This window comes from Spiroplasma endosymbiont of Ammophila pubescens, from assembly GCF_964020965.1.
Lineage (GTDB): Bacteria > Bacillota_I > Bacilli_A > Mycoplasmatales > Mycoplasmataceae > Spiroplasma.
This window is the reverse complement of the sequence record NZ_OZ026611.1, coordinates 27,836-49,251: the sequence shown is the minus strand read 5'-3', so window position 1 is coordinate 49,251 and position 21,416 is coordinate 27,836. Positions and strand designations below refer to the sequence as shown.

The window sequence follows — 21,416 nt, the reverse complement described above, 5'->3', positions numbered from 1 at the left end:
TTAATACTGTTAATAAGATAGTAACTAATAATGTAAAAGAAAATGAATAAATTATCCGCGTAATTTATTAGCGGTAATTTATTCAATATTGTTTATTTTTGAGCGTAGCGAACACGCGGAGCGTGTCGCGCAAACTAAATTTTTAGGGAAATTAAATTATGCCAGTATGGTTAACATGAATATTTAGTATTGTTATTATTTTAGGAATTCTTGCTTGAATTGGTTTATCGATTTATCAAAAAATTCGTCAAATTCGAGGTAAGAAAAAAGATAAAAAAGAAATTGAAAACAATGAGGATAAAGAATAATGTTAGGTATGTATTTAACAACAGCTGTTAATTTTCTAGCTACAAATACTCCTATTATTTCAGGTGGAATGGATTCTATTTGAAGCGGTTTGGGACAAGCAATGATGAAAGTTAAAGATGCTGTTTATGCTGTGTTACCACAATTAATGACCTTTTTAGGTGATGCTTGAATTATTTTAATTCCATTTGGAATTTGAGTAATTATTAAAATATTAAACTTTTTCCGTGTCATGGTTAAAGGCTTTTAATATTTATTATAACTGATCCATAGCTATTCATATATTTTGGCACATTAGCTTTTATGTGAGTTGATTAATTATAAACGTATAATTTTATATTTTAATAGCTATTAGTTAAAACTAAGTAGTTATTTTCAGTGTGCCTTAATTTTTAATTTTATATATTTAACAATGTTTATTACAATACATATACATTATTTAAACATTTTATAGTAAAGGAGGATTAGAATGAAATTTATTAGTCCATTGTCTTGGCCAGGTGGAAAAGCTAAACACTTTGATAAAATTAAAGCATTATTACCGGCTAAATTTGATAAATTTATAGATTTATTTTGTGGCGGTGCTTCAGTTGGCTTAAATGTGTTAGACCAGCAGTTATGTAACAAAGTAGTCTTTAATGATTTACATAGTAACTTGATTAACTTTTGGCGGGAAGGGATTCACTTAATCGAATTAGATTATTTACAAAAATTGGCATATTCTAATTCAAAAACTATTGATGAAATGAAAGAAAAGATAGCAAATGATTATTGTTTAAATACAGGCGAAAAATTTTTAATTAAAAATGCTTTAACTTTTAACGGAAAAGAATGAGGAACTTGAACAGATAAAATATTACAACAAAATTTTAATTTTAATAAATTATTGATAATTCAAAATATTAGAAGACTATTAGTTAATACTAAAAATAATATTGAGTTCTATAATTTGGACTATAAAAATATTATTAATAAATATTATATGGATAAAAATATTGTTTGATATTTAGATCCACCATATTATTATAATAAAGGAAGAGTTTATAAACATTCAAAAATGAACTTTTATGAACTAAAAGATAATATTTTAAAAATTAAAGGTAAATGAATTTTAAGTATTGATAATTCTGAATTTATTAAAGACTTGTTTAAAGAATTTAATATTAATGAATTTGAATGAGTGTATAATTCTACTAATTGTCATAATAAAAAGCCAAAACTTGGCTAAGAATTAATTATTACAAATTTTAGGTAGTTTGATTAATTATTAAACTTAAATGTCAAATTTGTCATTCTATTTTGAATAAAAAATTTGTTGGTGGTTTGTTTTGAGTAATGTATCATAAACCAAGTTATAAAAGTGGTTTTAATACGGCATTGTGTAAATATAATATGGAAAGTAAGGTGTTTTTATGAGTTTTTATAAAAAGAATATTAACGTACAAAATTATTTTATTCGAACAGAATTTACAGTTTTTCAAACTGATAAAGCTTCGTTTATAAATTTACCTAACCACAATAAACATATTGGTTTTTGATTAAATAATAAGTTTATTTATTTTAGTAAAAAACATTCTAATCAAGTAGCTATTGGTTTGATTTATGATAATTCTTATTCTATTGTGAAATATGATGAAAATTTAAAACGAAATTTTTGGAAATATTTAACTGGAACACAAATAATTAATTTGTATAATCAATATAAACAAAATTATTTTATACAAATGAAAAAAGCATTATTCCCTGCTGAACCTCAAAAAGTAAAAACAAATAACAATAATAATTTAACAAATTGAACTGTTGAAAAAGAACAAGAATTGATTAATGGTTTGAAAGATTTAAATTAAATGAGTTTATATAATTATTGAGTTCAATTTGTAAGTTATATTATTGGTTCAAATGCTCCCGATTTTATATATGTTATATCGTTTGTATTATTTATCGTTTTATTTTTTGTAATGTTTTTTAAACTTATTCAAAAAATGTGGAGTTTTTAAAAATGCAAAATGATTGAGAAAAATTAAAAGAGTTTTTTATTCATGTCTTTTTGTTTATAGATAAAACAAATGTTGAAAATATTACAACTTTAAATTTAACACAAAATGAATATTTAACTTTGATGGTTGGTTTTTGAATTGTAATTTTGTTTTTAACTTGGTTTTTATTGTGAATGATTTTTAAAATAGTTGGGTATTTTAAATAATGAAAAAGTTTGTATTTTTTTTAAAAAATTATTGTTATATTAGCGGTTCAATGGTTTTGTTTAGTTTAATTGATTTGTTACTTTGAATAATTTCATTAAATTATAATGGTTTAGTATTTTGACTATTATTTGTTTTACAATGTGTATATTTTTTTGGTGATTATGAAAAAATATTTTTTATCAGTTAAATGTCTTTCGTTTAGTTTACTTTATTTGAGATAATCCATTATCCGTAATTATTGGTAAATTAGGAACTGGTAAAACATTGCTTTTAACTTTTCTATCACAAGTTATGAAACTTTTAACGAATAAAATTTATAGTAATTATCCAATTGAAGATGATGCAATAAAACTTTTAACTTTTAATAATTTAGATTTTACTGATAGAACTAAATTAGTCCCACCTGATGATAGTTTAATTTTGTTTGATGAGAGTTTTTTATATATTGATGGAACTAGTCCCCACGAAGTTAAAAAAGTTCATGGTGGTAAAAGTGTGTGAATTGTTTTAGCAAGACATTTTAAAAATAGATCGATTTTTACTGTACAGCGTGAAGGTATGATGTGAAATAATATTCGTCATTTAGCAAGTGGTATTATTATTCCTATTTCATTGAAAAAACCCGTTAAGTCAAAATTAGGTAATATTTTTAATCGTAGTTTTGTTATGCGAATTGGTATTTTCCAAGATATTATTGATTATGAAATTTGAAAAACAAAATCAGTTGAACGATTGTCAGAAGGTAAACGAGCAAAACATAAGTCGGATGTTGGATTAGGAATTCGGTTTTTTAAGATAATTATTCCGCTTGAATTTGCTAATAAATACGATAGTTATTGATTAAGTTTTGTTCGTGATTTGAAAAACGATGAGGTTGTTAATAAAAAAGAATACTTTTGAAAAGATATATCAAAATTAAATAATAAACAACGCTTAGAATTGTTTGATATTGATATTTTGAAAAAGAATTTAAAACCTAAAAAAGAAAAAGGAAGTGGTAAAGATAATTAATTTATTATCAGAAAGTAGTAATTGAGACAAAATTTTTAGTTTTATTTTTGATGTGATTTGAAATACTAAATTGCCAATGACAAAAACAACGATTGCTTATTTTGTAATCTTTTTTATGGTTATTAAATTATCAATTTATGCTATTCATGGTACATCAACACAATATAATGAATTAGGTTCAACTGTTCAAAATAGTACATCAAAATTATATTCTTCAACAGCTCGTGGAGTTTTAGATACCAAACAAGGTATACAAAAACATGTTGAAGAACGTAAACAATTTAAAATTAATCGTAATAAACAACAATTATCAAGTTTAGCTAGGTAAGCAAAAACAAGAGAACAAGGATATCGAAGGGTGAATAAATAATGATTAGATTAGTTTTTTTAGTAGCGGCAATCGTTATATTTGAAACCGGATTTATTACGATTATTATTAATCAGTTGACATCAGCAAAAAATATTATTATGGATTTATATAATTCTGATACTTTTTTACTTTCTTTGTTTGGCAAAATGGCAATTTTATTTAGTCATCCATTAATGTTAACGATATCAAGTTTATATATAGTTGGGTTTATTGTTTCAAAAACATTCTATAGTTAGGAGTAGTTAAATATAAAAAAAACAATATCTTTATTTTCAATATTTATTTTAGGTATTTTAAGCTTAGTTATTTCTTTGATTACTTTAACAGCGTTAAACCTCTAAATCAACAAAGTTATAATGTTAAGCAACAATCAACAGGAATGAATGAAACAGATTTTATTAATACAATGTTTTTACGCAGTAGTTTTTTTTGAAAATTGGTCAGAAACAAATTACTTTATTAATCCGACTTTAAAAACATCACAAGCATTAACTTATAATGATAAGTGATATTTAGATTTTTTAAAGGATAGTTATTCAACGGGAATTTCATTTGATAAACCTAGTGATGAATTTATAGATTTATATAAAAATTGAGATAATTATGTTAAACAATATAACATTGATAAATTCTATGATGTTGATAAAAAACAATTTTTAAAAGAATTAACAAATTTTTCGTGTTCATTTGCAAAATATTTTAATACTGTTGAAATTATAAATAAATTAGAAAAAAGTGTTGATAATTTGCAACAAGTTAATTTAAAGTTTCAAAATTGAAAATTAATTACTAATATTGAAAATTTAGACAAATATAAATGAGAAGATAAAACTTATATTGGAATTACTAAAATTTGAAAAAATCATAAATGAAATTGAATTATTGAAGATTAAAAATTACATCCCCCCTTTTCAAATGTTTATTTATCTAATTATAAAGCAATTTATCGCTGAAATGGTGTTAATGAACCACAAACACCCAAAATTGATATAGATACTGGTAGCGTTATTTTTTGTACTGATACTAATTATCAAAATACTCGTTCTTTTTTATTAAAATATATTAATGCTATTGTGCAAGAAAATATTCGAGTTCAACAAGGTGGTAATCTAGATTATGATGATCCAAATTTAGGTAGTCAAAGAATTATTTTTGATTTTGAAATTATTAATAATTTGAATAAGTCTAGTATTGGTACTATTTTAACTAAAAAATCAATTTATCGAATAATTTTAACGATTGATGAACGAAAAAATATTATTGCTGGGAGTTTATAGTTAACACATCTTAAGCAATATTGAAATGGATATGATTATAATAATTATCGGTATACTGATGATTTAGGTTTTTTATTTTCTTTTATGAAAAATAAGGAAAATACATTTAATTGGTCGTATAAAGAAAATTGGGGTTTTTTATAAAAACAAGAAAAAAATGTCTTTATTTTATTGAACTAAATAATATTTAAAAACAAAAACCCCAATCTTTTACATGCGACCATTTAATTTTAGTGCTGAAACATATAATTATTATCAGGGTAATACTCATAATACTGGTAAAGAGATTTTTGAACAGATGAAAGGTCAAATTGATATTAATAAATTTTTAAAAGCATTTTTTGCTCATGCTTTAGTTCCAGTATTTCAAAATCGTAGTAATTTTATTGAAAGTGGATATATTGATAATTTACAATATGATACGGTTTTAATTAACTTTTTTGGTTTAAAATTAGTTAATTTTACAGATATATTAATTGAGGAAAGCAATATTAATAAAACTCAATTTGAAAAATTATTAAATAGTATGTTTACGGTTTCTCAAAATTTTTATAAAGATTATTTACGAACAATTTTTGATTTAGAAAACAATACTTATGTGCAAGGATATAATAAAAAATATGGTTTATTAGCGAATAATGGTTTTAAAATTTATCCACATTACTTTTATTTTTCTGATAAATACAAACAATTAGATATTAAATTGTATTCAGCGTTTAAAAATCGGTTTTATAATACAAATTATGGTAATGTGTTTAACTATGATTTTTCAGTTTCAAATGATTATAATATTAATCAAAATGAAGGTTATGTTTTTGAAGGAACTTTAAAAAACAAATATGGTTTAAAATATAAAAAAATTGAAGAACAAAAAATCGGTTATAATGTTTTTGAATTACAAGCCCAAAAAGAAAATGATATGTATCGTTATTATGACTTTAATTTTGAAATTTATAATTGACAAGAAATAAATAATGGCGGATTATTTCCTGATGGGCAATGATGACAAGCACAATATGAAAGTTGTAGTTGATATAATTTATCGTGTCATATCAGAAATGCGGCAATTTGAATCGTTAATAATATCCCTGGTATAAAACAAGTAAACGAATTAGCGAGTGGTGTTGAGAAAATATTCCAAACAATATATACTTTTTTTAATCAAACATTTGAGGTATGAAAATTTAGTCCAGCATTATATAATACAATAACAAATATATTTTTATTAATTATTTTTATGAAATTTGTACGATTAATATAAAAAGGACTAACAAGTCCTTTATTCTTTTCAATCTGTAATTTTGCCAGTATCCTTATCAATTTCGGGTGTTTATGGTTCATTAACACCATTTCAGCGATAAATTGCTTTATAATTAGATAAATAAACATTTGAAAAGGGAGGATGTAATTTTCAATCTTCAATAATTCAATTTCATTTATGATTTTTTCAAATTTTAGTAATTCCAATATAAGTTTTATCTTCTCATTTATATTTGTCTACATTTTCAATAGTAGTAATTAATTTTCAATTACTATTTTCTGGTGGTTGTTGTGGATTATATCATGGCTCGGGTTTATTACCCCCGTTTTCATTATTATTTGGTTTTTCACAACTAATTAATGTTGTTGTACTTGTTATTAATCCAATTACCCCTAAAATACTTAGTATTTTTTTCATATATTTATTCCTTTCTGTGAAGTGTTATAATTTTCTTAATTATATTATACATTTTTTAAAGTATGTGTAAATTTATGAAATATATTAATTAATAATTTTAATTTAATAAAGAAAGGAAGTAATAAAATGTTTAATTTTAATAAATTTAGTGCAAATATTTATGAAAATGTTTTAAATCAGTTAAAAGAAAAGATAGAAAGAATTGATAATATAATTTTTAAAAAACGAGATAAAATAAAATATTTTGTAAAAGAAATAAAAACTAGAAAAATTAAAACAGAATTTGGAATATTAATTTATAAGAGAAGAATTTACAAATATCTTTATAAGGGTAAGTGAAAATATGTTCCTCTTGTTGATAAACAATTTGGAATTGAAAAATGACAAAGAATAATTAATGATTTAAAATTAAAAATAATTGCTGAAATAGTAAAAAATAAAAGATATAGTGATATATTATATATGTTTAATTGTAAATTGCATTTTTCATCTGTTTCACGTATTTTACGAAAAGCATTAATAAAAAGAAAAGATAAAAAAATAGATTTAAAAAATTGAGAAAATTTATATATCAATTTGGATGATGCACATGTAACTTTAAAAAATAAAAATAATAAATCTTATTTGCAAACTGTTAGAATAATTTCATTTAATACTGGAAAAGAAAATAATAAATCTTTAAATAAAAAATATTGTTATTTTTTTCTTAATAAGAAAACTCGAGGAGCAGAATTTAATGCTTTATTTATTAAAAAACAAATTCAAAAATTTTTTAAAAATTATGAAAATATTAAATTAATTATTGGTGGGGATAGTACTAAATGAATTAAAAAAACTGCTAAAATTTTAGATGGTATGTTTATATTTGATAGATTTCATGCAATAAGAGAATTAAAGAATAATATATATTGTGGTAATCATAGTAAAGAATCCTTTAAAAATTATTTACACGCAAAGGAATTATTTTTACAAGGAAAATACGACGAATTTATAACTTTTTTAAAATCATTACAGAATGAAAGAATTAAATTAAGGTATTTTATTAATTTAAAAATGGTATTTTAAATCAAAATAAAGAGTGAAATATTGGCGTATATGCTGAAAGTGATGTTTCAAGAATTGTAAAATCTTGTTTGGGATATGGGAATAAAACATTTTCATTTTCAACATTTAAAAATATTTTGGATTTAAAAATTATGAGATTTAATTTTAGTTAATTTAAAATAATTTAATTTTAGTTTTTAAACTATTTTTTAGTATGTTAAAATATGAAATTATTTTTTGTATTTTTATTTTTTTTGTGTTATTATTTTTTTATAAAAAAAAGTTTCTTGTTTTTAAATAAATTAAGTAATACCCGTTTATATGCAACACTCCCAAATTTGTAAAATTATAATAATAAATTAGAAATAATTTGATAAATGTTAAATTTATTTTTGTTTATATTATTTTAAATCATGATAACTATATAATGAATTTTGAAAAATATTAAATAGTAAAGGTAGTAATAGTAATGAAAAAACAAAAAAAATTAATTTATACAACCAACATAGTATTAATTTTTATCGTAGGAATTTTATTAAGCATTATTTTATATTTGCTATATCATAATTATTTAAACCAAAAAATAATACTACTAAATACAATTATTAGTAACCCAAATTTACAAGTAATTAAAACTAATGGTTCCCATCTTCCAACAGAAGAGCAAATTAAAACTATATTAAAACAAAAGTTCCCAGCATTAAATATTAATAAAATTCAAATTAAAAATAATATTACGGCTACAACGGCTACAATTATTTCTAATGATTTTAAGATTTACCGAGGTTCAGTTACCCTTAATTATCTTCTTGATAAATCAGTGTTAAATCAAATTAATTTAAATCAACAATATGTTCCAAATCAAACTTGAATGCAACAACGTGGCTATAATGGCTTATGAATTAGTAAGAACCCAGCAACAGATCTTGAAAAAAATTTAACAAATGCCTTTTTAAGTCATGCTGAATATCCTAACTTACCATTTTATGAAAAACCAGAATTTAATTCATATGAAGAATTATTAAATTTTTTAAATCCAAAAACTAAATCATCTTTAACGAATTTTATTAATAATTATTGTCCAACATATATTAATAAATTAAAACAATTAATGGTAAGATTTTATAATTATATGGCTAGTAGTTGAGGAAAAAATAATGTTCATAATGTATTAAAATGAATTGATATTACTCAAGTTCTTAATGCAGAGGGATATAGTTATTTTGACCATCATATTCAAATTCATGCCCAAACATTACAATGTTATTATAATGCTATGGGAAATCATTTATTTTATACTGGTTATTTTTCTGTTCTTGATCCTTTTAGAGTTTTCTTTCATGAATTAGGACATATGTTAGATCATTTTTTAAAAGATAATATGCATATAAGTATAAGTAATAAATTAAAAGATTTTTTAACAAGTAAAATTATTAATTTTAATAATTGACCAAGTTTAGACAAAGAAAAAATTTTTAAATTATTTCATCTTAGTTCATATTCTTTTTCTAGTTTATATGAAGTTATTAGTGAAGGATTTGTATATTGATTTTTAATACCAAATGAATTAAAAACAAGAGCATGAGAATTCTGACATGAATTTTTGACATTATATTTACCAAAATCAAATTAATTTTAAAATGTTTATTTTTAATATTATATATTATTATTTAGTTAAGAAATTTATTACATTTACAATTTAATGTAAAAATATCTTAATTTAAAAAAAAAAAAAAATCTAATATTTTTAGGCTAAAATAATACTAAGTGTAATTTTACACATATTGAATATGGAAAAATTCAAAGAAAGGTCACAAGTATGAAAAAAGGTCAAAAAAGAAAACTAAAATTATGACATAAAATTACAATTTGGGGAATCTTAAATGCTTATGCGTTATCATTATTAATTGCTGTGTTTGCTTTACCACAAACACCTTGACATTGTCATTTATTCGCGTTTATCAATATTTTTGTTATATTATTAGCACAAGTAATTTATTATACTCGTCTTTATTTTAAAAATAAAAAGAAAGCAACTAAAAATAAACCTATTAAATTGCAATAATTTTAAAAAACTAAAAAGAACAATTTATTCCTATAAATAGCATTATTTAAATGGTAAAATGTTCTTTTTTTTTATTTTTTGTTAGTTGCAAGATAAATTAAATGATATTTTCGTTTTCCACGACGAATAATTAAATATTTATCAAATAAAAACTTATCTTTTGTTACAAGTCAAGTTTCTTCTTTAACAATTTGCCCATTAATAGTAATTGCATCTTGTTTTAAAAACTCACGACCTTCACGTTTAGAAGAAACAATTTGTGCTTGTACTAATAAATCAAGCAGTGGTAAATTAAGCTTTGTTAAATAAAAATTAGGTAAATTGTTATCAAGTTGGCCTAACTGTTGCTCTGATAATTCATGTAAATTGCCTTTAAATAAAGCTTCGCTAACAATTTGTGCTGTTTTTAATCCTGCTGCTTGATGAACAAATAAAGTTACTTCTTCTGCTAGTTTTTTTTGTGCAATGCGTTGTGCTGGTTCATTTTGGTGAGCTGCTTTAAGAGCAATAATTTCTTTTTCAGATAACATTGTTAAATAACGTAATAATTTCCCTGCTTCTTGGTCATCTTGGTTATAAAAGAATTGATAAAATTCATAAGGTGATGTTTTTTTTGAATCTAATCAAACTGCCCCTGATTCTGTTTTTCCAAATTTGGAACCATCAGTTTTTGTTAATAAATTCATTGTCAAACCACAAGCTAAATTATCTTCTTCAATTTGTTTATAAATATAATCTGTACCCGAAGTAATATTTCCTCATTGATCACTACCACCAGTTTGAACAGCACAATCATAATTAATATATAATTGATAAAAGTCATAAGCCTGCAATAATGTGTAAGCAAATTCAGTATATGATAAACCAACTTTAATTCTAGTTGCAATATTTTCTTTTGCTAATAAATAACTAATATTAAAATCTTTACCAACATTTCGCAAAAAATCAATCAAGGTCATTTTTTGCAATCATTCAGCATTATTAACCATTTTAACTTTTGTTCCAATTAATTGTTGCATTTGATTACTAATGGTTTCCATATTATGTTTAATTGTTTTATCATCTAGCAATACCCGTTCTGCTTTTTTCCCACTAGGATCACCAATCATTCCTGTCCCACCACCAATAATAGCAATTGGTTGAAATCCAAACATTTCAAAACGTTTTAATAACATAATTTGAATTAAATGCCCAACATGTAATGAATCACCGGTTGGATCAAAACCACAATAAACTCCTTTTTTTAATTCTTGCGCTTTTAATAATTTTGCTTCATTAGTTACTTGTTTTAATAGTCCTCTTCATCTTAATTCTTCTAAAATATTTTTTACCATCATTTATCTCCTTTGCTATTTAAAAAACTCTAAATTATTAGAGTTATTTCTTATCTACTTTTGAATCTTTTTTAATTGGAGCAGACTTTCCTTCTTCAATAATTTTTTCAGAAATTGATGCTGATGTTTTTTTCAAATCTTCAGTTATCTTAATTCCAGCGTCAATTGTTGAAACTGTTATTTTTGCTAAATCTTTTGCCACTGCGCGCACATTAGGTGATTTTGCTGCTGCTTTAATTAATTTAACTGCACCATTATCAATTTTCTTTAATGTCTTATAAGCCATTTCTTTTGTTGAAGCAGAATCTAAAATTTCAACTGCACCTTTGACATTTTTAATGTGCAATTCAATATCAGCTGCAACTTCATCTGATTCTATTCCTTGCGATTTTTCTCATACAATCTCAATTTTATTAACCATTTTTTTAAGTTGTGGATTATATTTTTTAACTAAATTAATGAAATCTTGTCGTAATTCTGAACCTTTTTTCGGAGCAATTAACATTCCTACTACCATCACTGCCAATGTTTTAACAAATTTAAATGCCATAATTATTCCTTCTCATCAGAATTAGCAAAATCTTTTAATTTATCAACAATTCGATAGGCAATGTCTTTATTACGAGCAATAATTTTCACTCATGCTTTAACGTTTCGTTTTGCAAAAGCTTCAAAAACATCAATATAATTTGAAACTTTAACAACGGTATCAACAGTAGAATTTAACATTTCTGATTTATAAGTTAAGTCTTCAACAAAATAATCAAATTTCTTAGCAGCAATTGCAACTTTTCGCGCAGCAATAATGCCATAACAGCAAAAAACAATTGTTAAACATAATAAAACAATGATTAAAATTGTTTGTGAAATTAATAAATTATCATTTGTTGCTAACATATATATCATTCTTTTCCACCCTTTTTCTAATCGTATTAAATATTACTTTTATATTATAACTTATTTTATAATTTATTTTAAATAATATTAGAATAATTAGTTAACTTAATGATAAAAATTAATATATACTAATTTACAACAATATATAATTTATCTTTACAAGATAGTATAAACCAGTTTTTACATTAATTTGTTTTATGTTATATCAAAGAATAAAATCAGTAACTAATGCAAAATACTCAAAAATTTACGATATTGTAGTATTTTTTTACTTTTATTAATTATTATGTAAATTAAGTTGTTAAAAAATATTAAAAATTTGCAATTAATTTGTTAAAAATTAAAAAATATACTTATCTTTTTCTTTTTTTATAAAATATTATTAAGGAGAAAAAATGAAAAAATATGAATAATAAATGCATTTTTAATTTTAATTAATATTATATTAATATCTTTTATAACTTTTTTGTCGGCATATATATATTATAAAAATAAATGAAAACAATAACATTTAATTAAAAATTATAAACCATTATATAAAAAAAAAAAAAAAATAAAAATATTATAAAACATAAATCAATTTCATTACCCGTTGAATTATTTTATCAAGAAACAAATTATTGATGTGGCCCCGCTAGTGTACAACAAATGGTAATAAATTATGTTGCTAATAAAAAAATATCACAAGAAAAATTAGCAAATTATTTACAAACTGTAAAAACAGGAACTTATTCAGGAAATATTCCAACAATTTTAAATAAATTCACAAACCAAAATAATCATAAATATACACGAAAAATATTAGGACTCAATTATGGTTTAACCAAAAAAGAACAAAAAATATTTTATAATGATGTAAACAATAGTTTAAAGCATAATTTTTCAGTTATATTAAGTATGCATGGTAAATATCCTTGAAACAACCATATGATAAAACATCTTATTGTTATACATGGAATTCAAGTATCAGAAAAATTTGAAGAATATACATATTTAATTGCTGATCCTTGATCCGGAGAAGTAGAAGTTAAACAATCACAAATAAGTAGTCTATTTACTTATGATGCAAATAGTAGCATTATTAAATCTAATTAAAATATTTTAAAATTATTTGTGAATTTTTAGCTACTATCACCATCGATTCTTCAACTAATTGAATATACAATATTTTAAACATTGCATAATTTATTTTATTAACACTTGATTACAATCCTTATTTTACTATTTTTAATTTTTCTTATATTCTATATCTTTTTTTAAAAATAAAAAATTCAATTACTTTTTTTTAATTTTATATTACAAATTAATTGTCAAATCATTTATTTGCTTAGTTTTAGGATATATTCAATACAATACATTAATAACTTAAAAAGATTTAACAACCTAATGTTAAATCTCTAATTTGCACAAAAATTTTTAATTCGCTGACTTGGAGGTGTTTTAAAGGCACCAACTACATTACAAATAATGTCATTTTTTCAATCTCGTTCTGATAATGCCATTTCAAATAAAATTTCACGAAAAGGACGATCTTTTTTAGGGTCAAGGCCAATACCATTTGTACTAAAATTAGCACTACCGGATCAAAAAGCTAATATTTCATTATTTGCATTGTATCACACATATAACTTAATATGTGTTTTAGGTTTAGTGTACTTAATAAAATCAGAATTATAAACATTAGGTTTCGGATGTTCACGAATAATATTTAATCGATTAATATTTTTTTCATCTTTTAATAACTCTGCTTCAAAAACCGGATTATATCCAGCACTAGTATTACCAACAAAAAGATCTAAATTAATATTATCCTTTGCCGTTTCATCTAAATATCGTTTAATAACATTCGTATCACCATCACCAGTCAATACTAATAGTTCAGTTGCTGTCTTTATTTTTTCATTTGTTTTATGTGCTTTTACAATCTCATTAAATTGGCTTTTTTCTTTCAAAACATTTGCTTCTGACTGATAGGTTGTCTTATCATTAACATCAAAGCCAACACAATTTTGTTGATACAAATCACTAATTCGTGTTGCACTAACATGCTCTGTTGCATTAATTCCTCCGCAAAAAATATCACGACCAAGGCCTTTATAATTTGTAATATTGGGACCGTTGCAAAGATACGGGTTGTTAGTTAAAAACAAGATATAATCTTGTTTTTTCTTTTATGTATAGAAAATTTAATTTCAACTCCTTATTTAAAATATTAATAAAATTTATTTCTAAAATTGTAAATACCACAAAAGTACAAAATGTATGTGGTTTCTACACTTTTAACCACCCTATCAGTTTTTAAAATTTTCCTTACCTATTCATTATTATTTTCATTATCCCTTTGAACATTATTAATTTGTGTTTTAATTCGTTCACAACGTTTTGCTTCTGCTTCCTTTGCTGTTTGCTCTTCAATTTCTAACATGCGTGATAAATAAGGATTACTATTAGTATGATATTCTTTAACGTGGTTCATATCTGGTTCAGAATCACTGTTTCGTAAATCATGCAATTTCTTATGATATCCTGATGCATTTTGTGATAATGGTTTCGGGCGACGAAGAAACTGATTATTTAAATTATTTTCTTGTAAATTAAGTAGCGTTTTAAATCTAACTGCTCACGCTTTTGTTGAATTATGTTGGATTAATCGACAACGTTGCTCTAATGGCATATCTTCAGAAAAATTATCATCAATATGATAAGCTTCAACAACTGCATTGCGAATCTGTTCATTAATTTCTCTTTGCTCTTCAATTCCTTCAAACATTGCTGTTTGCTCATAATCATCAACATTATGTTATGGAATTGGATTACGAATTTTTTCTTTAATTTGTTCTAATTCTACTTTTAACTCAGCTGTTCTATCGCCAAAAATATTTGCTCCACTTTTTCGTGGCTTTAATAAAAATGATACCGTTTGTGCTGTTGGTTCAGATAATTTATTTTTAGTTTTTAAAGTTGATGGAATAATTTCTTTATTTGTAACTGGATCATATTTTCGAAAATATGGTTCAATGTTAGTTTTATCAAAAGACGAAATTTTTTCTTCAGTAATATGAATTTTCACTAACTCTGCCTTCTTCTCACTCACCCGCTGAGCAATAACATCCTCAATCGAAGTTATGGGACTATTTTCTTTTTGTTGTTTATATGAATGCGACATATTAACTTTAAATTCATCAGCACCATCTAATTTTTTCTATATAAAGGTGAAATAACTTCACATAACGATGTTAAAGGAGATTTATTCTTATTATTTTCAATTGTAATTTTTTCGTTTTCATTTTGATATTGTTTTCGTTCCTGTTTTAAATGAGGATAAGCATCATCATGATTATAAATAAGACTCTATTTTATGGTTTTTATTTTCACTCATCATGAAAACCCCTTTTATTTACATATATTATAAAACATTTCTTATTTTTTAACTAGTCGATTCGAAGTAATATTACTCCGCCCAACCTTTGCTTGATCAACACCATTTAATTGAACAGCATCACCAGTAAAACCAATATTAATTTTTGCCAACGATTCCCCAACGCCATAAATATCAACAGGAACACCTTCTTTTTCAAAATCCTGGATTTTTTGAACATTAAATCCTGATGAAACAATAATTTTAATATGTTGATATCCTGCCTTATCTAGAGTTTGACGTAAAGCACGAATTAAGTGTTTATTAACACCATTAATTTCACTACTTGGATACTTATCTTTTTTTCCAAGAAAATATTTATCGATTAATGATTGAGAAGTATCAACACGAACTGCATATAAATTTGAAAATGCACGTGCTACTTGCAAAGTATCAGTAATAACATCATTATTATAATCAACTAAAGCCACTAATTTATCAGTTGGATAAAACTTTTGATAAGATTTCAAAGCTGCAATTAAATCACCATTAAAAGCTTGGATTAAAGCATGCGGAACAGTGCCCATAGGCTCATAATTACCAACTAATTTTGTTACTTGTGCTGTTGTAACAAAATTAGTTATTCCACCAATTTTTGCAGCATAACCATCATTTTCTTGATTATAATAATAATCACTACGATCATTCATATATATCACTGGCTTATTATTAGCTGCTTGTAATACACGATAACAATTTGTTGCAATATTTGTTTGTCGTGCTAAAATACCATCAATAATACCTTCTAAATGGCCAAACTGATAATAATGCCCAGTTACTTTTAAAACTGGTTCATTAGCTTGAATTAAATCGCCATCCGTTAAGGCAGTGATTTCTAAACTTTCCGCATTAAAAACTTCTGTTTTTAATAATTCAACACATTCATTAACGCCTGCTAAAATAACATTTTCTTCACGTTGAAAAAACTGCATTGTTATTAAATCATTTGGTTTTTCATTTTTTAAAATATTTGCTGTTTTTAAAAAATAAATTGCACTATAATACCCTGCCTTAATTTTGCCCATTATAATATTCCTTTCAAAAACTATTTCCCGGATGATATTGTTGCTTTGATAATAACATAATTTTTTTACCAATAATAGTAATTGGTAATCCCAATTCGCGTTCAGAACAAAGAATTCCATTTGAAATAATTCCTCGTAATTCACTAAGAACAATTTTTAAACCTAAAGGCATAATTGCCCCAACACGTGCAACAACAACCAATTGGCCAATATCACAATTATCAGCTTCACAAATAATTTGTTCAGTTGATAAACCAATGTCTACTTGACAAATATTTAATTTATCTGAATTAGAATGTTTTTTACGCTCAAGAATTTTACCAACAATAAATTGTGGTTGTTGATTAATATTAAAAGAATAATCTTTTTGTTTAAAAATACCTCCTAACTCTGCTAATAAATCAGAATTATCACTATTAATTCCTAACTTCAAAGATGTTGTTAAATGTTTACTAGCATTTAACAAATTAAACCCATAACATTAGTGGTTTTGATTATAAAATAAGACATAATCATTATTAATAACATAATTAACTGCATCAGGTGTTGATTTATATCCCATTAAAATATCAAAGCCTTGATTATAAAATAAACCAATTGTTTTTGTTCCCATTTTTACTCCTTATTACTTCAATTAAATCCTTTAATTTTTGTTTCATCTAAATCTTCAATAATTGTTGTTACTAACTTAATTGTTTCATTAAAGTCATCTAAATCAATAATACCACTAATTGTATGTAAATTACGGGCAATTAAACACGCTTGAATAGTTGGAATACCAGCTGTTGTTAAATGAACAGATCCAGCATCAGTTCCTCCTGGCGAAATATAAAATTGATATTTTATTGCATGTTCTTTCATCAATTTAAGTTGATATTGAATTAAATCATAACGCGTAATATAGCCATTATCCATTCCACGTAACATTACACCTTGCCCTAATTGACCAAAAGTTGTTGTTGATTCATAATCTTGTCCTGGTGAAACATCAGTTACAATTGCAAAATCAGGATTAATTAATGCTGTTGCTGTTTTAGCACCGCGAGTTCCAACTTCTTCTTGCACACTAAAACCAACATATAAATCATAGTCTAATTGTTTATTTTTAACTTGTTCTAAAACTTCTATTCCTAAAATAACACCCATTCGGTTATCAATCGCTTTTGATAATAATCGTTTATCATTTAAGAAAACTGTTGGACCTTCACAAATTACAAAATTTCCTTCTCGAATTCCAACTTTATAGACTTCTGCTTGTGAAAAAAAACCAAAATCAACTAACATATTAGCAATTGGCGTTGGTTTTAATCGAGCTTCTGGTGATAACAAATGCTGTGCAATTGTTGAAATCGCACCAATCAAAAACGTTCCATCATCTTTTAATAACTTTACTCGTTTAGCTAATAATGTTTGTTCCCAAATACCTCCTAATGGATTAATACGAACTAAACCTTTACATTAATTTGGCTTACCATAAAGCCAACTTCATCACCATGTGCCATTAACATTACTTTTTTTGGATTTGTAATTCCTTTTTGATTTCGAATTACAGCAAAGCAACTCCCTAAATTATCCTGAATTATTTCTGAAGTATATTTTTGATAATATTGTTTTAATAGTTTAACAACTTCTTGCTCATATCCAGATGGTCCAAATGTTTGTAAAATAGTCTCATACATTTTTTTCTGTTCAGTAGTAATTTTCATTGTTATCTTCCTTTCATCCTTGAAATTATTATATCAAAGTTTATAATTAATATATTGTTAAGACGTTAACAATACCTTAACTTAGATTCAATGATACTTAAGAGATAGAAATAAATGGAGGAAAAATATGCGCAAAGTTGCATTAATAATCGACTCATCGTCTGGAATTAAGAAAGACGATTTAAAAAAATATGAAGATATTTATTTATTACCATTATTACTAAATTTTCCAGATGGAAGTGAAGTGGAAGATGACGAAGATGTTATTTCATTTAATGAATTTTATGATATTTTAAAACATCAAGTTATCAAAACTAGTCAAATTCCAATGGGAAAAATGTTAAGTACTTGAAAAGAATTGTTAAAAAAATATGATGGTATTGTTTTTATGGGATTATCAAAAGGGCTATCTGGTCAGCATGAAAATATTTCAATGTTAGCTCAAGGCGATGAATATAAAAACAAAGTCTTTGTTATTGATACTGACGGGGTAAGTCAACTGCTAGTATATATGATTGATCTAGTATATCAATGAATTGGAGAAGGAATTGAATTAACAAAAATTCAATCAAAACTTGATTTAATTAAAACAAAAGTTAGCGCCTTTATTATCTCAAAAAGTTTGGAAACTTTAAAACGCGGGGGTCGAATTACAGCGGCAGCGGCAGCTTTAGCATCGCTTTTAAAGATAACCCCTATTTTGAGATATGATGGTCGCATTGATAAATTTGATAAAACTAGAACATTTAAAAAAGCTGTTGAAACAGCTTTAGGACAAATAAAAAAAGAACGGCAAAATTGAAAAAACATTATTTTATTGCATTCAAAAACAGATGATGAAACATTAAAAGAAGTTTACAATATTATTGAAGACGCGGGTGCTAAAATTATTTCAACATACATTTTGCCAAATGTTATAGCAGCTCATACAGGAACAAATACGGTTGTGCTAGTATGTTGAGATGAATAAAAGGAGGTACAACCAATGAGTAAAAAAATTGCAATCTTAACTGATTCATCAGCAGGTTTCACAACAGCAGAAATTAAACAATTAGGTATTCATGTTATTCCCTTACACATTATTTTAAATAATGAAGTTGATATCTTAGATGCGGAAGAAGAAACAACAAAACATAATTTTTATGAAGTTGTTCAAACAGGAACAACAAAAACAAGTCAAGCATCAACTGGTGAATTAATGGTTAAATATGACGAAATTTTAAAAACATATGATGAAATTATTCATTATCCAATTGCTGAGAAACTTTCAAGCCAATATGCAACTGCTTATCTTTTAAGTCAAGATGAAAAATATCGTGGAAAAGTTCATGTTGTTCGTAATCATACAGCAGCTTTTGCTTTAAAAACATTAATAATTTATGCTAATGAATTAACAAAACAAAAGCTTAGTGTCGAAGAAATTATTGCAAAAACAAATGAACTTGAGCAAAAAACATATATGGCAATGATTCCTGGTAGTTTAGATCGTTTATCAAAAGGTGGACGTGTTGGAAAAGTTTTATTATCATTAATTAACTTATTTAAAATTAAAATTTTAATTCAATGAGGAGAACATCCTAAGAAAATTGCCTCATCACGAACTTTAAATAATTTAATTGAAACTTTAATTGAAACATGAGAAAAATTTAAAAAAACAGTTAAAATAAACTTTCAATTATTTGTTTTAAAAACAAGTGAATGTGCTAGCAAAGTTTGAGATAATGTTACACAAAAATTAAATGAATTAAAAGTTAATTACCACACCGAAAATTTAGCTAATATCTTTGTTGCACATGCAGGGTTAAACACAATTGCTTTTGTTGGTGTTCCACAAATTAAATAGTAATGAAAAATCATTTCTAATATTAGAAATGATTTTTCATTTTTTCTTCATTAAATGGCGGAAGTAAAGAGATTCGAACTCTTGCATGGATCACTCCATCTAACGGTTTTCGAGACCGCCCCCTTAAACCAGACTTGGGTATACTTCCACTGTTTAAACTGGCAGGGGTGATAGGACTTGAACCCACAACGTACGGTGTTGGAGACCGCTGTTCTACCATTAAACTACACCCCTAAATCCTTTTTAAATCATAACATAATAAGATAAATATGGCAAAATAAAAAAGTATTTCCATACTTTCATCTTTTTATGTTATGGCAGGGGTAGCAGGACTTGAACCCACAACACTCGGATTTGAAGTCCGATGTTCTACCGATTGAACTATACCCCTAACAAGATAAATTAAGCGCCTAAATTGGCACTTAACCATTTTAACAAAATAATAGAAAATAGCAAATAATTTTACTTATTTTCTTCATTGAAGTACGCTTCAAATTAAAGTGGTTCATATTTTTTATTATGGCACTGGTTACAGATTCCATGACCTTCAATTTTAAAATGGACTGGTTCTCAATTAATATTTGTCATTACATCTTTTAAATTATCTAACTTAATTTCATGTAAAATATTCGTATCTTTAATATGAACAACATTTTTACAAATATCACAAACCATATGAAAGGATGGGTTTTCTGCTAAATCATATCAAATTTGTTTACCATCAAAAGAATTTGTAAAAACAATATGCTCACTAATTAATAAATCAATTGTGTTGTAAACTGACATTAAATTAACATTTTTAAATTTTTGTTCTAATAATGTTACAATTTCAGTTAACGTTAAATGTTGCTTTTCTGATAAAATTTTAATAATTGCTAACCTAATTTCAGTAATTCGGTAATTTTTACTTTTTAATAACTGTACAATCCCGTCATATGATAATGCCATTGCCACCAGCTCCTTTATTTTTTAATTTCTTTAATAACTTCAACTAAATCTGCAACTGTTTTAATATCCATTAATTTATCATCTGGTATTTGAATCCCACATTTTTTCTCAGCCTCAATAACTAAATCCATCAAATCTAATGAATCTAATCCTAATGTTTTAAACTCCGTATTTAAATTAATTGGTTTAGAAATTCCACGTTCTTTTAAAACTTTTTTAATTTCATCTAGCACATTCATTTAAAATCTCTCACATTCTCTTAATAATTAATATAATTATAACAAGTTTAG

The 21,416-nt window shown here is 24.7% G+C and carries 27 protein-coding genes, 3 tRNA genes and 3 pseudogenes; 16 read left to right on the top strand and 17 right to left on the bottom strand.

Going from position 1 to position 21,416, the window contains the following annotated elements; translation table 4 throughout:
- Window positions 1-158 precede the first annotated feature (158 nt).
- From ABNT63_RS00315 to ABNT63_RS00270, 10 genes and pseudogenes are all read left to right on the top strand, one after another.
- Window positions 159-308, top strand: a complete 150-nt coding sequence (locus ABNT63_RS00315) for a hypothetical protein (protein WP_348735911.1) — start codon at window positions 159-161, stop codon at window positions 306-308.
- Complete coding sequence (locus tag ABNT63_RS00310) at window positions 308-556, top strand: hypothetical protein (protein WP_348735910.1); 249 nt, start codon at window positions 308-310, stop codon at window positions 554-556. Before ABNT63_RS00315 ends, ABNT63_RS00310 begins: the two co-directional genes overlap by 1 nt.
- 219 nt (window positions 557-775) lie before the next feature.
- A complete protein-coding gene (locus ABNT63_RS00305; RefSeq protein WP_348735909.1) occupies window positions 776-1,534 on the top strand; it encodes a DNA adenine methylase in 759 nt (252 codons plus the stop codon).
- 184 nt (window positions 1,535-1,718) lie between these two features.
- Window positions 1,719-2,153, top strand: coding sequence for a DUF3627 domain-containing protein (locus ABNT63_RS00300; protein WP_348735908.1), 435 nt, complete (start codon window positions 1,719-1,721; stop codon window positions 2,151-2,153).
- Between the two features lie 152 nt (window positions 2,154-2,305).
- The gene (locus tag ABNT63_RS00295) at window positions 2,306-2,509 is read left to right on the top strand and encodes a DUF2649 family protein (RefSeq protein ID WP_348735907.1); all 204 of its coding nucleotides are present in this window, start codon (window positions 2,306-2,308) and stop codon (window positions 2,507-2,509) included.
- Window positions 2,509-3,521, top strand: a pseudogene (locus ABNT63_RS00290) (hypothetical protein). Before ABNT63_RS00295 ends, ABNT63_RS00290 begins: the two are co-directional and overlap by 1 nt.
- Window positions 3,514-3,849: a hypothetical protein gene (locus tag ABNT63_RS00285; RefSeq protein WP_348737112.1), complete on the top strand. Its 336-nt coding sequence runs from the start codon at window positions 3,514-3,516 to the stop codon at window positions 3,847-3,849. Before ABNT63_RS00290 ends, ABNT63_RS00285 begins: the two are co-directional and overlap by 8 nt.
- A gap of 41 nt (window positions 3,850-3,890) precedes the next feature.
- Window positions 3,891-4,127 carry a hypothetical protein gene (locus tag ABNT63_RS00280; RefSeq protein ID WP_348735906.1) on the top strand — a complete coding sequence of 79 codons (237 nt, stop codon included), beginning with the start codon at window positions 3,891-3,893 and terminating at the stop codon, window positions 4,125-4,127.
- Window positions 4,128-4,139: 12 nt separating this feature from the next.
- Window positions 4,140-5,273, top strand: a pseudogene (locus ABNT63_RS00275) (spiroplasma phage ORF1-like family protein); the annotation flags it as partial.
- 118 nt (window positions 5,274-5,391) lie between these two features.
- Window positions 5,392-6,429: pseudogene (locus tag ABNT63_RS00270) on the top strand (spiroplasma phage ORF1-like family protein); the annotation flags it as partial.
- A gap of 69 nt (window positions 6,430-6,498) precedes the next feature.
- Here the strand turns inward: ABNT63_RS00270 and ABNT63_RS00265 are convergent.
- Entirely contained in the window at window positions 6,499-6,846 is a 348-nt protein-coding gene (locus ABNT63_RS00265) for a lipoprotein (protein ID WP_348735905.1), read from the bottom strand.
- A gap of 126 nt (window positions 6,847-6,972) precedes the next feature.
- Between ABNT63_RS00265 and ABNT63_RS00260 the strand changes: the two genes are divergently transcribed.
- The 3 genes from ABNT63_RS00260 (at window position 6,973) to ABNT63_RS00250 (ending at window position 9,955) form a co-directional block, all read left to right on the top strand.
- Entirely contained in the window at window positions 6,973-7,911 is a 939-nt protein-coding gene (locus ABNT63_RS00260; RefSeq protein ID WP_348735904.1) for an Mbov_0401 family ICE element transposase-like protein, read from the top strand.
- Between the two features lie 448 nt (window positions 7,912-8,359).
- Window positions 8,360-9,523, top strand: coding sequence for a hypothetical protein (locus tag ABNT63_RS00255; RefSeq protein WP_348735903.1), 1,164 nt, complete (start codon window positions 8,360-8,362; stop codon window positions 9,521-9,523).
- A 186-nt stretch (window positions 9,524-9,709) separates the two neighbouring features.
- Window positions 9,710-9,955 carry a hypothetical protein gene (locus tag ABNT63_RS00250; protein WP_348735902.1) on the top strand — a complete coding sequence of 82 codons (246 nt, stop codon included), beginning with the start codon at window positions 9,710-9,712 and terminating at the stop codon, window positions 9,953-9,955.
- A gap of 71 nt (window positions 9,956-10,026) precedes the next feature.
- On the opposite strand, the gene tyrS is transcribed toward ABNT63_RS00250, so the two are convergent.
- From tyrS to ABNT63_RS00235, 3 genes are read right to left on the bottom strand one after another with little or no spacing between them, the layout of a single operon-like run.
- On the bottom strand, window positions 10,027-11,289 hold the full coding sequence (gene tyrS, locus ABNT63_RS00245; protein ID WP_348735901.1) for a tyrosine--tRNA ligase: 1,263 nt from the start codon (window positions 11,287-11,289) through the stop codon (window positions 10,027-10,029).
- Window positions 11,290-11,332: 43 nt separating this feature from the next.
- The gene (locus tag ABNT63_RS00240; RefSeq protein ID WP_348735900.1) at window positions 11,333-11,839 is read right to left on the bottom strand and encodes a hypothetical protein; all 507 of its coding nucleotides are present in this window, start codon (window positions 11,837-11,839) and stop codon (window positions 11,333-11,335) included.
- A 2-nt stretch (window positions 11,840-11,841) separates the two neighbouring features.
- Window positions 11,842-12,195 carry a hypothetical protein gene (locus ABNT63_RS00235; protein ID WP_071937936.1) on the bottom strand — a complete coding sequence of 118 codons (354 nt, stop codon included), beginning with the start codon at window positions 12,193-12,195 and terminating at the stop codon, window positions 11,842-11,844.
- A 639-nt stretch (window positions 12,196-12,834) separates the two neighbouring features.
- Here ABNT63_RS00235 and ABNT63_RS00230 point away from each other — a divergent pair.
- The gene (locus ABNT63_RS00230) at window positions 12,835-13,281 is read left to right on the top strand and encodes a C39 family peptidase (protein WP_348735899.1); all 447 of its coding nucleotides are present in this window, start codon (window positions 12,835-12,837) and stop codon (window positions 13,279-13,281) included.
- 302 nt (window positions 13,282-13,583) lie between these two features.
- Here ABNT63_RS00230 and ABNT63_RS00225 read toward each other — a convergent pair whose 3' ends face one another.
- The 8 genes from ABNT63_RS00225 to ABNT63_RS00190 form a co-directional block, all read right to left on the bottom strand.
- Complete coding sequence (locus ABNT63_RS00225; RefSeq protein ID WP_348735898.1) at window positions 13,584-14,336, bottom strand: restriction endonuclease PLD domain-containing protein; 753 nt, start codon at window positions 14,334-14,336, stop codon at window positions 13,584-13,586.
- Window positions 14,337-14,500: 164 nt separating this feature from the next.
- Window positions 14,501-14,956 carry a hypothetical protein gene (locus ABNT63_RS00220; RefSeq protein ID WP_348735897.1) on the bottom strand — a complete coding sequence of 152 codons (456 nt, stop codon included), beginning with the start codon at window positions 14,954-14,956 and terminating at the stop codon, window positions 14,501-14,503.
- Between the two features lie 30 nt (window positions 14,957-14,986).
- Window positions 14,987-15,352 carry a hypothetical protein gene (locus ABNT63_RS00215; RefSeq protein ID WP_348735896.1) on the bottom strand — a complete coding sequence of 122 codons (366 nt, stop codon included), beginning with the start codon at window positions 15,350-15,352 and terminating at the stop codon, window positions 14,987-14,989.
- A 254-nt stretch (window positions 15,353-15,606) separates the two neighbouring features.
- The gene (locus ABNT63_RS00210; protein WP_348735895.1) at window positions 15,607-16,629 is read right to left on the bottom strand and encodes a nicotinate phosphoribosyltransferase; all 1,023 of its coding nucleotides are present in this window, start codon (window positions 16,627-16,629) and stop codon (window positions 15,607-15,609) included.
- On the bottom strand, window positions 16,616-17,095 hold the full coding sequence (gene ytpR / locus ABNT63_RS00205) for a YtpR family tRNA-binding protein (protein WP_348735894.1): 480 nt from the start codon (window positions 17,093-17,095) through the stop codon (window positions 16,616-16,618). Before ytpR ends, ABNT63_RS00210 begins: the two co-directional genes overlap by 14 nt.
- 15 nt (window positions 17,096-17,110) lie before the next feature.
- The gene (locus ABNT63_RS00200) at window positions 17,111-17,242 is read right to left on the bottom strand and encodes a hypothetical protein (RefSeq protein WP_348735893.1); all 132 of its coding nucleotides are present in this window, start codon (window positions 17,240-17,242) and stop codon (window positions 17,111-17,113) included.
- Between the two features lie 2 nt (window positions 17,243-17,244).
- Window positions 17,245-18,033, bottom strand: coding sequence for a M20/M25/M40 family metallo-hydrolase (locus ABNT63_RS00195; RefSeq protein ID WP_348737111.1), 789 nt, complete (start codon window positions 18,031-18,033; stop codon window positions 17,245-17,247).
- A 41-nt stretch (window positions 18,034-18,074) separates the two neighbouring features.
- Window positions 18,075-18,335 carry a hypothetical protein gene (locus ABNT63_RS00190; RefSeq protein WP_348735892.1) on the bottom strand — a complete coding sequence of 87 codons (261 nt, stop codon included), beginning with the start codon at window positions 18,333-18,335 and terminating at the stop codon, window positions 18,075-18,077.
- A gap of 127 nt (window positions 18,336-18,462) precedes the next feature.
- Between ABNT63_RS00190 and ABNT63_RS00185 the strand changes: the two genes are divergently transcribed.
- Window positions 18,463-19,305 (top strand): DegV family protein, encoded by an 843-nt coding sequence (locus ABNT63_RS00185; RefSeq protein WP_348735891.1) that lies wholly within the window; start codon window positions 18,463-18,465, stop codon window positions 19,303-19,305.
- A 15-nt stretch (window positions 19,306-19,320) separates the two neighbouring features.
- Complete coding sequence (locus ABNT63_RS00180) at window positions 19,321-20,178, top strand: DegV family protein (RefSeq protein WP_348735890.1); 858 nt, start codon at window positions 19,321-19,323, stop codon at window positions 20,176-20,178.
- A 55-nt stretch (window positions 20,179-20,233) separates the two neighbouring features.
- Here the strand turns inward: ABNT63_RS00180 and ABNT63_RS00175 are convergent.
- From ABNT63_RS00175 to ABNT63_RS00155, 5 genes are all read right to left on the bottom strand, one after another.
- Window positions 20,234-20,326: transfer RNA gene (locus tag ABNT63_RS00175), tRNA-Ser, on the bottom strand.
- Between the two features lie 11 nt (window positions 20,327-20,337).
- Window positions 20,338-20,412: transfer RNA gene (locus ABNT63_RS00170), tRNA-Trp, on the bottom strand.
- Window positions 20,413-20,493: 81 nt separating this feature from the next.
- Window positions 20,494-20,569, bottom strand: a tRNA-Trp gene (locus tag ABNT63_RS00165).
- A gap of 104 nt (window positions 20,570-20,673) precedes the next feature.
- Window positions 20,674-21,126, bottom strand: coding sequence for a Fur family transcriptional regulator (locus tag ABNT63_RS00160; RefSeq protein WP_348735889.1), 453 nt, complete (start codon window positions 21,124-21,126; stop codon window positions 20,674-20,676).
- A 14-nt stretch (window positions 21,127-21,140) separates the two neighbouring features.
- Window positions 21,141-21,365, bottom strand: coding sequence for an acyl carrier protein (locus ABNT63_RS00155; protein ID WP_348735888.1), 225 nt, complete (start codon window positions 21,363-21,365; stop codon window positions 21,141-21,143).
- Between the last annotated feature and the right edge of the window lie 51 nt (window positions 21,366-21,416).